We start from the raw sequence: 13,916 nt of genomic DNA, 5'->3' as shown, positions 1-13,916 counted from the left end.
CGTCCGGGCTCCCCCGTACCGTTCCTGGAGGAGCACCCCGATGCACCTGCCCCAACCGCCCCGGCGCAGACGCGCAGTCCGGGCGGCGGTCGCCTTCACCGCGACCGCTCTGCTGACCGCGCCCCTGCCGATGGCCGCCGCCGCCGAGGCCGGCCCGTCGGCCAAGGTCGACCCCGCACTCTCCGCCGCAGTGGCCAAGGCGGGCGACGCCTCGTTCTTCGTCGTCCTCAAGGACCAGGCGGACCTGTCCGGCGCCCGTGAGAAGCGGACGCACGCGGCGAGGGCCAAGGCCGCCTACGGCGCGCTGACCGCACACGCCAGGTCCAGCCAGAAGTCGATCAATGCCTTTCTCGACAAGGCGAAGGTCGGCCACCAGGACTACTGGATCGCCAACGCGGTCAAGGTGACCGGCGACCAGGATCTGGTCAACCAGCTGGCGAAGCGTTCGGACGTCGCGAGCATCGTCAAGGAGCAGCACTACAAGCTCGACGACATCGAGACGGCCGACAACAAGGTCACGAAGTCGCGCACGGACTCCTCGGCCACCGGTGACAACGACACCCCCGAGTGGGGCGTCGCCGACATCAAGGCCGACCAGGTCTGGAAGCAGTACGACGTCCGCGGCGAGGGCATCGTCATCGCCAACGTCGACTCCGGGGTGCAGTACGACCACCCGGATCTCGTCGGCAACTACCGTGGCAACAACGGCGACGGCACCTTCACGCACGACTACAACTGGTACGACCCGACCGGCCAGTGCGGCACCAGCGGTGTCCCGTGCGACAACAACGGTCACGGCACCCACACCATGGGCACGATGGTCGGCAAGAACGGTATCGGGGTCGCGCCGAACGCGAAGTGGATCGCCGCCAAGGGCTGCGAGACCTCCTCGTGCTCGGACGAGTCGCTGCTCGCGGCCGGCCAGTGGATCCTCGCCCCGACCGACCACAACGGGCAGAACCCGCGCCCGGACATGGCACCGAACATCGTCAACAACTCCTGGGGCGGCGGCAACACGACGTTCTACCAGGACATCGTCGAGGCCTGGAACTCCGCAGGCATCTTCGAGGCGTTCGCGGCCGGCAACGACGGTGACGGCGTGACCTGCTCCACCACGAAGGCCCCCGGCGCGCAGGCCCCGTCCTACGGCGTCGGCGCGTACGACTCCACCGGCAAGATCGCTTCCTTCTCCGGTTTCGGCCCGTCGCTCGTCGACGGCTCGGCGAAGCCGAACATCTCGGCGCCGGGCGTCAACGTCGAGTCGACCTGGCCCGGTTCGTCGTACAACGTCGAGAACGGCACGTCGATGGCCACCCCGCACGTCGCGGGCTCGGTCGCCCTGCTGTGGTCGGCGGCGCCGTCGCTGATCGGCAACATCGACGAGACGCGTGACCTGCTCGACGAGGGCGCGACCGACGTCGACGACACGCACTGCGGCGGCACGGCCGGCATGAACAACGTCTGGGGCGAGGGCAAGCTCGACATCCTCGCGTCCGTCGACAAGGCCCCGCACACCGCGGGCACCGTCACCGGCAAGGTCACCGACAAGGCCACCGGCGCCGCCCTGTCCGGCGTCACCGTCAAGGCCACGAACGCCGCCTCCGGCACCCGTACCGTCACCACCGGCGCCGACGGCACCTACCGTCTGTCGCTCAACCCGGGCACGTACGACTTCTCGCTCAGCGGCTACGGCTACGGCACGTCCGAGGTCACCGGCGTCGAGATCGCCCAGAACCAGGGGCTGGCCCAGGACGTCGCGCTGTCCGCGGTCCCCTCGCACCAGGTCACCGGCACCGTCCTCGACGTCACCGGCAAGGCCCTGTCCGGCGCGACCGTCGAGGTGACCGGGACCCCGGTCCCCTCGGTCACCACCGATGCCAAGGGCACGTACACGCTGCCGAAGGTCGCCGAGGGTGCCTACACCCTGACGGTGAAGCCGGTCGCGCCGGTCCTGTGCAACGGCATCTACAGCGGCTCGCTCACTGTCACCGCCGACCTCGGCAAGGACGTTCAGGTCCCGGCCCGCACCGACGCCGCCGGCAACAGCTGCGCCCCGGCCACGTACTCCTGGATCGCTGGTACGAAGAAGGTCGCCCTGACCGGTGACGAGGACTCCGCCACGGTCGCGCTGCCCTTCCCGGTCAAGCACTACGGCGTCTCCTACTCCACCGCCTCGGTCACCACCGACGGCCTGGTGAACTTCCTGTCCTCGCGGGTCGGCGACTACAGCAACACCGCGCTGCCCACCACCGGCGCGAACAGCGTGAAGGGCTTCGTCGCCCCGCTCTGGGACGACCTGACGCTCGACAAGAAGTCCTCCGTGCAGACGGCCACCACCGGCACCAGGGGCAGCCGCGAGTTCGCCATCGTCTGGAACAACGCCGCCTACGCGAACGGCACTTCGGGCCGTGCCACCTTCGAGGCCGTCTTCGACGAGGCCACCGGCGCCGTGACCCTCCAGTACAAGTCGCTCGCCGACCGGGGTGCGGGCGCCACCGTCGGCATCGAGAACCAGGCCGGTACCGACGCCCTCCAGTACGCGTACAACCAGCCGGTCGTCACCGACGGTTCGGCCATCCGCTTCACCCAGGGAGCCAAGTGATGAGAACCCACTCCCGGCGGGCTCTCCGGCTCGCCTCCACTCTGGTCGCCGCCGGGCTCTGCCTGAGCGCCGCCCCGCAGGCCCTGGCCGCCGACGACAGCGGCTCGGGCATGAAGCTGAGCAGCGCCGAGGCCAGGACGCTGGCCACCCACGTCACCCTCGATCCGTACGGTGACACCACCGACGCCGAGGACAGCTCGAAGGACGGCTCGAAGACCGACGGTGCGACCAGGTCGCCCGACGGTACGAAGGACACGTCCTCCGGTTCGAAGACGGCGGGCGCCACCACGGACGACGCCACCACCCCGGTCGCCTTCACCGCCAAGTCCACGCTGGAAGGCGTACGCGGCATGGGCGTTACGGTGCCCGTCGGCAGGAACGGTGACTACTTCACCGTCCACAGTCTGGGCAACGTGCAGCGCCATGCCGCCGACGGCAGTTCGGTGTGGGAGCGCACCAACACCTCGCTGTACACGGACTGGGGCGTCGAGCCGCAGCGCGTGTGGCAGACCGAGCCGTACCCGGCGCGGATCGTCATGGGCTACAACGCGGTCTCCCCGTTCTCGCCCAACTCCGACTCGGGGTACTCCACCGGCGACCTGACCGGTGACGGTGTCGACGACATCGTCTTCTCGGCGAGTGTCGGCTCGGTGCCCTACCGCCCGTTCACCTCGCCCGGCTCCTCGCTGCCCACCGGCACGTTCGTGACGGTGCTCGACGGCTCGACCGGCAAGACGCTGTGGTCGAAGCTGTACGACTACGCCTCGATGGTGAAGATCGTCGACGGCACGCTGCTCGTCGCCGACGCGCCCCGGATGAACATGAACGCCCCGGCGTCCGACACGGCGAAGCTGTCCGGCATCCGCTTCTCCTACGCGGACGGCGCGTTGACCCCGTCGTCGACGTGGACGTACGACACGAAGGCCGCCGGCCAGGCCAACTGGGGTGACATCCAGGGCCTCGGCAAGGGCAAGGCCGCCGTCTCCTGGGACCTGGCCAAGACCTCGGCCTCCGACGGCCGGGGCCGCACCCTCGTCCTCGACACGGCCGACGGCTCCGTCACCTGGCAGACCGACAGCCTGCTCTACAGCCGTCAGCTGCGTGTGGACGCCGGGCGCAAGCGGCTGGTCGCCGTCGAGGAGACCGACCCGACCGACGAGGTCCGCTACGAGATCGCCGCGTACGACCTCAGGACGGGCCGGCGCTCGACGCTGGACAGCCGTACCAACGTGATCCCGACCGCGCTGACCGTGGGTGATCTCACGGCCAAGGCGGGCGACGAGTACGCCGTCGCCGAGTCCTCCCTGGACGGCGACCTGTACGTGAACGCCAGTACCGTCCGCGCCCTGAACGGCGACGACCCGAGCAAGGTGCTCTGGTCGAACACCGTCAAGCGCGACGCCGACAACGTCTCCGACGGCGCCAGCATCTGGGGGCTGAGGGTGGCCGACGGCACGCTCGTCACCGCCGCGCAGGACGACGAGAAGATCGGCACATCGCAGAACGCGGGCGGCGGACGCCTCGCCACGCTCACCGTGTTCACCGGCAAGGGCACGGTGAAGTGGCAGCAGAAGGGCGTCGGCGCGGCGCCGATGTACCAGGACGTCTTCAGCGACGCCCAGGGCGCCCATCTGCGGGTCGTCGACCAGAGCCAGAACATCCGCACGTTCAAGCTGGGCAACGGCAAACAGCAGGACATCACCCCGCTCCAGGGCGACATCGCCTACGCCAAGGCCACCGACCTCGACAAGGACGGCAAGTCCGACGTGGTCATGGCCGGTTCGTCGAACGGCGTATGGGCCTACTCCGGCCCGTCGCTCGCCGACGGCAAGCCGAAGAAACTGTGGCAGGCCACGGTCCCCGGTGCGGTGCACGACATCGAGACCGGTGACGTGAACGGCGACGGCAAGCCCGAGATCGTCGTCGCCGCCGACAACGCGGTCGTCGTCCTCAACGGCAGGACCGGCAAGACCCTCGCCACCATCGACGGCGGCGGCCAGTTCGTGCACTCCGTGAAGCTCGCCGACCTCGACGGGGACGGCGAACTGGACATCCTGGTCCCGACGAACAAGCTGAACGCCTACTACGGCGACGGCCACCAGATCTGGTCGTACGCATCCAAGTCCCTCGGCGGCGACGCCGTCTTCTCCGACCCCTCGGTCCTCGACGGCAAGGTCTACACCTCGTACTCCAAGGTGAACTCGGTCGACCTGGCCGACCCGGCGGCGGACGCGGTCGCGCTGAACGCCCGGACCGGCAAGGCCAAGTGGGACATCGCGCCGAAGGCTCCGGCCGTATCGAGCGACGGCATCATCCACGCCGCCATCACGTTCCACGGGACCTTCGCCTCCAAGGACATCCCGTACGCGGACGGCCACGCGGTCGTCTACCTGTGGGACATCCAGTCGCAGGCCGGCGTCGGTTCCACCGACGCCGACGGCCCGCACCAGTACATGGAGATCCGCGACGGCCGCACCGGTGCGGTCGTGCACGCCACCACCATCGGCGGTCTGTGGACGCACAACAGCTTCTTCACCGACGGCGGGAGCCTGTACCAGGTGGGCACGTCGTCCTTCCGGCGGTTCAGTGGCGAGGGCACGGACGACTTCACGATCTACGCGATCCCCGAGTCCCACGACGCCGCCTTCGCGACCGGCCCCGGCGGGCGCAAGCTCCTGATCGGCGGCGTCGAGGGCGGCCTCGACGCCTGGGACCCGAGCATCTTCAGCTCCACCGACTCCTACGCGTCCAGCGTCGGCAGTGCCACTGTCATCGGCGGCCGCAACTACCTGGCCGCCGACCTCGACGGTGACGGCGTCACCGAGGTGCTCTCACTCAACGCCGACCGCTACGGACTGGACCGGATCGCCGAAAACCTCGGCGGCCGTTACCTGACCAGCGACAACGGCATCCACCAGGTCGGCACGTTCACGCTCTCCTGAGCCGGTACGGAGCTGACCGCACAGAGCCGGCCGGAGGCCGACGGACCGGGGGGCCGTCGGCTGACCCGGCCGACGGCCCCCCGGGCCTCGCCCGGGGGGCCCTCAGCATGTTCGATTAAAGTGCGCCTCCATGGACGCGCAACGCCCGGACGGCAGCACAGCCGCCGCACCGTTGCTGCGCCTGCACCTTTTCGGCGGTTTCAGGGTGACTCGCGACGGCGGCCCCGCGCTCGCCGAGCGGTGGCCCCGGCCCGGGGCCAGGGCCCTGGTGAAGCTCCTCGCCGTCGTCCCCGGGCACCGGCTCCACCGCGAACAGGCCATGGACATCTGCTGGCCCGACGCCGACCCGAAGGCCGCCGCGGGCAGCCTGCGCGTCGCCCTGCACGCCGCCCGCCGCGCCCTGGAACCCGAGTTGGCCCCGCGCGCCACCTCCTCGTACCTGATCTCCGACGGGACACTTCTGCGCCTCGGTCCGGCGACGGTGTGGATCGACGCCGACGACGCCGAGGCGTCGGCCCGGACGGCCCTCGCCGACGGTGGTGTGGAGGAACTGACGAGCGCCCTGGACCGGTTCACCGGCGAGATGCTGCCGGAGGACCGGTACGCGCGCTGGGCCGACGGCCGGCGCGGGCAGCTCACGCTGCTGCGCGAGCAGGTGCTTCTCCGGCTCGCGCAGGAACACGTGGAACGGGGCGCCACCGACGAGGCGGTGGCCGCCGCCGAGCAGGTCCTCGCGGCCAGCCCCGCGGAGGAGCTGGCCCACCGCGTCCTCATCGACGCCTGGCTGCGTCAGGGGCTGCGCCGCCGCGCGGTGCACCAGTACCACGTGTGCCGCGAGATGCTCGACGCGGAACTGGGCGTGCGGCCGGGCCCGGAGACGGAGCGGCTGCACAAGGCCGCGCTGGCCGCGGCGCCCGCCCCCGTCCCCACCACCCCGCTGCTCCCGGCCCCGCTGCGGGCCGCCCGCGCCGCACCCCCGCTGCGGGGCCGCGCCGCCGCGCTCGAACGGCTCCTCTCGGCGGACGGGCCGCCGGTCACGCTGCTCAGCGGCGAGGCGGGCGTGGGGAAGACCCGCCTGGTGGGCGAGGTGGCGCGCCGTGCCACCGCGGTCGGCACGGCCGTGCTGTGGGGCGGCAGCCAGGACGCGGAGGGGCACACGCCGTACGGGGCGTTCGCGGAGGCGCTCGACGGCTGGCTCGCCGAACACAGTGCGGACGAGCGCGCGAGGGCCGGCGCCGAGTACCCCGAACTCGCCTCGTTCCTGCCGTCGCTCGGGCAGGTGGGAACGTCCGGCGAGCGCAGCCCGGAGGAGGAGCGGGACCGTCTCTTCCGGGGAAGCACGGCACTGCTCGGCGACCTGGCCGCGCTGCGCCCGGTGCTGGTGGTGCTCGACGACCTGCACGCCGCCGACACGGGCTCGTTCCAGCTGCTCAGCCATCTGGCCCGCCGGGCCGTGGAGCGGGGGACGGCTCTGCGGTTCCTGGTGACGTACCGCGAGGAGGAACTCCCCGACGGCGACGCGCGACGCTCGGCCGTGGCGTCGATGCTGCGCCAACGCCTCGCCCTGCGCGAGGAGTTGGGGCGGCTCGACAGGGAGGCCTGTCTGGCGTTGGTGCGTGACGCGGCCACGGAGGTGTCGCGCGACGACCGGATCCACCGCGTGTGGGAACTCTCGCTCGGCAATCCGCTGTTCGCCCTCGAACTCGCCCGCGACCTGACCGACGGGGACACCGGCGGCCTCGCCCCGGAAGGCGTACGGGAACTGGTGGCCGACCGGCTCGTGCGGCTGGACGCGGACGCGCGCCGCATCGTCGAGGCGCTCTCCGTGGCCGGGGGCGACGCCGCGCTGTCCGAACTGCTCGACGTCGCCGAACACGGGCTGCACCCGCCGGTGTCCGGCGCCGCGGCGGCCGACGCCCTGGAGCGGGCCATCGCCGCCTCACTCGTCGAGGAACGGCACGTCGTGGTGGCCGGGCGGCCCGAAGCGGGGGTGGCCTTCCGGCATCCGCTGGTCCGGCTGACCTGCTACGAACAGCTGACCGTGGTCCGCCGCAGGCAGCTGCACGCCGCGTTCGCACAGGCGGTACGGCGGCGCCGCCCCGATGCCGTCGACACCCTGGCCTCCCACTTCGCGCGCGCCGACGACCCGCGCGCGGCCGAGTACCTGCGCCGGGCGGCGGAGCGGGCCGCCGCCCTGTACGCCAACGACACCGCCGACCGCTACTACCAGGACCTGGTGGCCCGACTGGACGTCGACGCGGCCCGCGCCCGGCTCGCGCACGCCCATGTCCTGCGCAGAATGGGCCACTTCGAGCAGGCGGCCGGTACCGTACGGCTCGCCCTGACCGAGTTCGAGCGGCGCGGCGACCACGACCACGCGGTCCTCGCGGCGGCGCTGCTGGCCGAGACGCTCGTCAAGACGAGCGCCTCCGGATCCGGCCGCCGAACACTGCGGGAACACCCGGTGACCGCGGACACCGCGCCGGAACCGGCCGCCAGCCACTACCTCGCCCTGTCCGTCGTCCGCTGCGTCCAGGGGCGGTACGCGGCCGGGGCCGAGGCGGCCCGGCACGCACTGGAGGCGGCACGGCGCATGCCAGGGCTGCGGGGACAGGGGCTGGTGGCTCGCGCCTTCGCCCTGCAGGCCGCCAACCTCGGACTCGCCGGCCTGTTCGACCAGGCACGCGAAGCGGGCGACGAGGCGCTGGCCCCGGCCGAGGCGTACGGAGATCCGACGCTGCTCGGCTCGGTCCTCTCCACGCTGCGCGAGAACGCGCGGCGGGCCGGACGGTTGCGCGAGGCCGTGGAGATCGGGACTCGCGCGCTCGGCCTGGCCGAACAGTCCGGTGATCCGACCGCCGCCGCCTTCGAGCGGGCGAACCTCGCCGAACTGCGGTTGCTGCTCGAAGAACCCGAGCCTGCCCGCGCCCTCGCCGAACAAGCGGTGGCGGGCGCGGAGGCGTACGACGCCTGGTGCCTGACCTACACGCTCGCGACCCTGGCGCGCGTGCGGGTGTTCCTGGGCGAGACGGAGCAGGCCACGGCCCTCCTGGACCGCGCCGGAGGGGTCGCCACCGCGCTCGGGGACCGGCAGGCGGAGCACGAGGTGCGCACGGCCCGTGCCGAACTCGCGTTGTACGCACGCCGACCGGACGACGCGCTGCGCGTCCTGGACGGGCACACCGACGAGGCGCCGGTGCTGGTGGCCTGGGCGGAACTCCTGTCGGGGCGGGCCGAGGCCGCGCTGCGGCTCGCGCGCGCCGAGGTGGCACGGGCGCAGCGCACCGGGGAACGCCTCGCCGAGGTGGAGGCGCGGATCGCCGTCGGGACGTCCCTGTCCCGGCTCCACCGGACGGCGCAGGGCGCGCGGGAGCTGGCACGAGCCGAATCGATGGCCGGAGTTCTGCCGTATCCGGCCGGGGCCCGCCGGGCGGCATGGGCACGGGGTCTGCTCGGCGAGGCGTGACCCCGGTGTGTCACACCGGACTTGTGCCGCGCACGGCCCGCCCGTGCGCCGGGTCGGGGCTGCACAGCCAGCCGTTGACGGCGAAGCGGCTGTCCGCGTGCTGCTTGCCCGGACAGCTCACCGGCCGCACCTCGTGCCAGGAGGTGGGCAGGAAGAACACGATGCTGTCGTGCTCGGGCTGCCAGTCCCGCCAGGTGCGCTCCTGCCACTTTCCCGCGGTCGCGGTGTGCAGCGGCAGGGCGACGTCGAACACGCGCAGCTCGCCCCCGTCGAAGGGCCGGGGTGTGCGGTGCAGGTAGTACACGAAAGTGAGCAGACGCCGGGGGGAGAACTCGGCGCTGGTGTCCTGGTGCGGACGGTAGAAGTCACCGTCGTTGTGCACGTTGAGGCTGTAGTCGGCCTCGGTGTACCGGCAGGAGACGCCCAGGGTGTGCTCGACCGACCCCCGTACCGCTTCGATGGCTGCCAACAGCTCGGGGGCGGCGAACTCCTGGCACGACCGGGACCGGCGGAAGTCGGGGACCACCTCCCGGTCCCGGATCATGGAGGGCCGCAACGTGTCGCCGGTGGAGGCGATGGCACGCTCCAGCAGGGTGTCGGCCGTCCGCTCGCCCAGGAACTGGGTGATGCGGCAGACCGTCACCGGAAGCCGCCAGATCGCGTCCGTACACACCGGTGACCGCTGCTCCACCACCTCGGTGGGGCCCGCCAGGTGGCCCTGTCCCGCCAGGTGGCCCTGTCCCACCAGGTTGTCCTGTCCCACCAGGGGTTCCTGTCCCGCCAGGGCGTCCTGCTTCGTCATGGTGTCCTGTCTTCCGGATCGGGACGGGTGTTCCGCGGGGGCCGGCTCCCGTCCGGCCTGGTCACGCCGCCTCGGGCCTGTTCGCGCGCGTGGCTTCGCGCAGCCGGTCCACTTCGGCCGTGAGCTCTTCCACGCGGCGGTTCAGCGCCTGGACGCACACCAGGGCGACGCCGAGGCCGTCCACGACGGGGATGGTGGTGCCGTCCTGGTTGAAGCCGAAGGCCGCCTGCCAGTCCTGGGCCATCGGCCCGAGGTGGCGTACGTCCTCGGGCTCCCAGAGGTAACGCCAGGTGCTGAGGGGCAGCGTGGCCACGGTCTCCAGGACCGCGTACCCGTTGACCGCGCCGACCGGAGCCACCGCACCGGCCTCCCGCGCACCGTTCTCCCGGGCATCGGTCTCCCGGGCGTCCGCCTCCGGCGCACCGGCCGCACGACGGTCCGGTGTGCCGCGGTCGGCCGCCCGGGACCGCCGGTGGAGGATGCGCATCCTCACCGGCTCCAGTCGACCGGGACCACGTCCCGCTTGAGCCCCCGGTCGCTGCAGACGGAGCACGGGGCGCCCGGGACACCCGGGCCCTGATCGGTACCGACGGTGATCGCGCCGTGGCCCCCGGCCGGGGCGTGCACGCCGTCGCCGACCATCGCGGCCTCGTAGCCGCCGAGCAACTCCTGGAGGGTGCCGGGGCCCAGGTTCTCCGGGGCGGTGAGCGCGGCCACCCCGTCGTAGTCGGTGTAGGCCGCCCCCAGCGTCCGGCCGCCGACGGTGGCGAACACGATCCGCGCGCCGCGGATGGGTTCCCCGGTCACCGCGTCGGAGGCCATCGCCTGGATGTTCTCCAATTGCATCTGGCTGACGTTCAGGGAGGCCTGGCTGACCGCGAGCCTGGTCGGCTGCAGGCTGGGGCACTCCGCTCCGCTGCACGGCGCGACCGGTTGGGTGGTCGCGGAAGCGGTGACACTGCTCCCCGCGCCCAGCGACGCCAGCGCCGCGGCCATCACCGCGACGGTCCTACGACCCACTGAACTCATGTGCACTCCCGGGGGAATCGCCCGCACGTGATTCCCTACCGGCGCATGACGGCCGGACGGCCTGGGCGCACGCGGCACACGACGGGTGCCGCCCTCTCGGGGGCGACACGGACGACCGTAGCCACGCCGGTCCGGCACCGACCAGCGGACAAACGGGAGTTCGCGCTATCTGATGAACCACCGGCGGGACGGTGACGAACGCGAGCGACGCGGACAAACCCGTGAGCGACCGCGGCAGCCTGCCGCCGCCCACGGGGCCGGGGGCCGCGTCAGGGGTGGTGCCCGTGCTGCGGCCTGAGCGGCGGCTCCTCCTTGCCCGTGGCCTGCACCGACGCGGCGCCGCCACCGCCGTGGTGCGTCAGCGGCCCGCCCCGGATGTCGTGGACGCCGCTCAGCCGGCCGGACAGCCAGCGGAAGACCTCGGGAAGGAGCGGCTTCCACACCACGTTCAGATGACCGCCGCTGGTCCGCTGCACCCACACCTTGGTGGGCGCCTTCGCGGCCTTGTGGATCGCGAGCGCGTCCTCGTAGCCGTCGCCGGGCTGTCCGGTGAGGAACAGCGAGGTGCGCGGCGGGTGCGCGGCGTGCGTGAGGATCCACAGCGGGTTGGTCTCACGGCGCAGCAGCTTGTCGTGCGCCGCGATCGAATCGGTCTCGGCGGCCGGGTCGTTGTAGCCGGAGAGTGCGACCCCGGCGCGGTAGCGGTCGGGGTGCTCGATGGCGAGTTTGGCGGCGCAGTGGGCGCCCGCCGAGATCCCCGCGACGGCCCAGCCGTCGGCGCCGGTCTCGGCCCGGAAGTTGTCGGTGACCATCCTGCGCACGTCCACGCTGAGCCAGGTGTCGGCGTTGACGACGCCCGGCACATTGGCGCAGCCGGTGTCCTGCCCGGCCAGCAGCGAGGTGCGCGGCGCGACCAGGATGAACGGCTTGACCTGGCGCTTCTCGATCAGGTGGCGGAGCTGGCCGACCACGTCGAGGTTGGTGAACCAGTCCTTGGCCGATCCGGGGTAGCCGGGCAGCACCTCCACGACGGGGAAGTCCTTGGCCTTGTACGCCGCGTGGGAGTACTGCGGCGGCAGCCAGACGTACACCTCACCCTCCGCGCCGGACACCCGGCCCGTCAGGTGCGTGACCTGGACGCCCGCGCCCATGGCGGGGTCGTCGACCGGCGTGAACGCCTGCTTTATCCGCGGCCCGCCGGCGGTGTTCCGCCCGCCGGTCCCGTCGACGCCGAGGTCGGGGGCGGCGAAGACATGGCTCTCGGTGCCGAGCAGATCACCCCAGTTGTCGTAGAGCCCGTTCGCGTTGTTGACGGCGACGAACACGACGACGACCGCGGCGGCCTGCGCGACGAGCACCATGGCGAGCTGCGCGGCGCCACGCACCACGGCGGGCCCGCGGACCTTGTGCCAGAGGACCAGTGGCACCAGAACGGCGAGCGCGGCCACCAGGATCGCGGTCACGAAGAAGGGGGTTCCGGTCAGGCTCATCACGACAGGCAAGAGTGGCACGAGAGCATCCGGGTTGCCGGTTTTGCCATGGTTTTACACGGGTAAAGCCGTGGCGCCCACCCTCCCCGACCGGGGACACGGCCGGGGACACGGCGCGGCCGGGGCAGTACCGGACAGCCGCCCGCCCCGCCCGCCCGCGCCGCCCGCGCCGCCCGCCGGATCAGAGCACGCGCCGCATCCAGCCGTGCTCGTCCTCCGCGCGGCCGTACTGGATGTCCAGTACGTGCCCCCGCAGGGCCGCCGTCCGCTCGCCGGGCTCTCCGTTGCCGAGGGTGAATTCGTAGCCGTCGCCCTTGAAGCCCACGATCGGTGTGATGACCGCGGCCGTACCGGCGGCGAAGGCCTCGGTGATGCTGCCGTCGGTGGCCCCGGCGCGCAGTTCCTCCAGGCTGACCTGCCGCTCCACCGGGGTCAGGCCGTGGTCGGCGGCCAGGGCGAGGACGGTGGCCCGGGTGACGCCGTCCAGGATGGTCCCGAGCGCGGGTGTGACGAGTTGACCGTCCGAGGTGACCAGGCAGAGGTTCATCGTGCCCGACTCCTCCAGATTGCCCTGACCGGCGCCGTCCAGGTACATCACCTGGTCACAGCCCTGCTCGCGGGCCTCCCGCTGCGCGACGAGGCTCGCCGCGTAGTTGCCGCCGCACTTGGCCGCACCGGTGCCGCCCTCGGCCGCGCGGGTGTACGTACTGCTCACCCACAGCGTGACGCCGGTCATGCCGGAGGCGAAGTACGGGCCCGCGGGGCTCGCGATGACGGAGTAGACGACCTCCGCCGCAGGCCGCACCCCGAGGAACGCCTCGGACGCGAACATGAACGGCCGCAGATAGAGGCTCTCCTCACCGGCCGACGCCGGGACCCACTGCTCGTCGGCGCGGACCAGCGCCTCCACACCGGCCAGGAAGTCCTCCTCCGGCAGCTCCGGCAGCGCCAGCCGCCGGGCCGAGCGGGCGAAGCGCCGGGCGTTGGCCTCCGGGCGGAACAGCCAGACGCTGCCGTCGGCGTGCCGGTACGCCTTGAGGCCCTCGAAGATCTCCTGCCCGTAGTGCAGCACGGCGGAGCTGGGATGCAGCGTGAACGGCTCCAGCGGGCCGACCTTGTGGCCGTGCCAGCCGGCGTCCTCCGTCCACACGGCCGACGCCATGTGATCGGTGAAGTACCGCCCGAATCCTGGCGCGTCGAGTATCGCCCGGCGTTCCTCGTCGGGCAGGGCCTTCGTCGTACGGGTCAGCGGGAAGCCAGCGCTCATGGCCGAATCCTTACGTCAACACGGATGCGGGTGAGAACAGTTGATACCCGCCGGGACACACCCGCCATGTTAACGACCGTTGACCGCACGGGGGTTACCGCGTGCGGTCGGCCCCGAGCACCGGAAAGCGCGGCGATCACTCGATTCCGTGGCCCGCCCCGTACGTGGCGTCGAGGACGAGCGCGAGCAGCCTGCCCGGCTGCCCCTCGTCGTGGCCTCCGGCCGGGGCACGTCCGACCAGGCATGGCCGCCCGCCACTTCACGGAACCGCCGGCGCCGGAGTGGCCCGACGCCGGGATTCGAAAACCCGTTAGCACG

The 13,916-nt window shown here is 72.1% G+C and carries 8 protein-coding genes; 3 read left to right on the top strand and 5 right to left on the bottom strand.

What is annotated here, in order from left to right; all coding sequences use genetic code 11:
- The first annotated feature begins 40 nt into the window (after window positions 1-40).
- The 3 genes from OG709_RS25880 (at window position 41) to OG709_RS25870 (ending at window position 9,010) form a co-directional block, all read left to right on the top strand.
- Window positions 41-2,602 (top strand): S8 family serine peptidase, encoded by a 2,562-nt coding sequence (locus OG709_RS25880; RefSeq protein WP_329167753.1) that lies wholly within the window; start codon window positions 41-43, stop codon window positions 2,600-2,602.
- Window positions 2,602-5,544 (top strand): FG-GAP repeat domain-containing protein, encoded by a 2,943-nt coding sequence (locus tag OG709_RS25875; RefSeq protein ID WP_329167752.1) that lies wholly within the window; start codon window positions 2,602-2,604, stop codon window positions 5,542-5,544. The genes OG709_RS25880 and OG709_RS25875 overlap by 1 nt, the downstream gene beginning before the upstream one ends.
- Before the next feature lie 130 nt (window positions 5,545-5,674).
- Window positions 5,675-9,010, top strand: coding sequence for an ATP-binding protein (locus tag OG709_RS25870; RefSeq protein WP_329167751.1), 3,336 nt, complete (start codon window positions 5,675-5,677; stop codon window positions 9,008-9,010).
- 10 nt (window positions 9,011-9,020) lie between these two features.
- Here OG709_RS25870 and OG709_RS25865 read toward each other — a convergent pair whose 3' ends face one another.
- The 5 genes from OG709_RS25865 to OG709_RS25845 all read right to left on the bottom strand — a co-directional run bounded on the left by OG709_RS25865 (window position 9,021) and on the right by OG709_RS25845 (window position 13,598).
- On the bottom strand, window positions 9,021-9,812 hold the full coding sequence (locus OG709_RS25865; RefSeq protein WP_329167750.1) for a 2OG-Fe(II) oxygenase: 792 nt from the start codon (window positions 9,810-9,812) through the stop codon (window positions 9,021-9,023).
- Window positions 9,813-9,873: 61 nt separating this feature from the next.
- Entirely contained in the window at window positions 9,874-10,299 is a 426-nt protein-coding gene (locus OG709_RS25860) for a tail fiber domain-containing protein (protein WP_266640659.1), read from the bottom strand.
- Window positions 10,300-10,301: 2 nt separating this feature from the next.
- Window positions 10,302-10,841 carry a hypothetical protein gene (locus OG709_RS25855; RefSeq protein ID WP_250297702.1) on the bottom strand — a complete coding sequence of 180 codons (540 nt, stop codon included), beginning with the start codon at window positions 10,839-10,841 and terminating at the stop codon, window positions 10,302-10,304.
- Between the two features lie 269 nt (window positions 10,842-11,110).
- Window positions 11,111-12,331: an alpha/beta hydrolase gene (locus tag OG709_RS25850; RefSeq protein ID WP_250297703.1), complete on the bottom strand. Its 1,221-nt coding sequence runs from the start codon at window positions 12,329-12,331 to the stop codon at window positions 11,111-11,113.
- Window positions 12,332-12,512: 181 nt separating this feature from the next.
- The gene (locus OG709_RS25845) at window positions 12,513-13,598 is read right to left on the bottom strand and encodes a branched-chain amino acid aminotransferase (RefSeq protein ID WP_250297704.1); all 1,086 of its coding nucleotides are present in this window, start codon (window positions 13,596-13,598) and stop codon (window positions 12,513-12,515) included.
- Window positions 13,599-13,916 lie beyond the last annotated feature (318 nt).

It is taken from the genome of Streptomyces sp. NBC_01267, from assembly GCF_036241575.1.
GTDB lineage: Bacteria > Actinomycetota > Actinomycetes > Streptomycetales > Streptomycetaceae > Streptomyces.
Note: the sequence above shows the minus strand (reverse complement) of the source record. Positions and strands in the feature narration are given on the sequence as shown.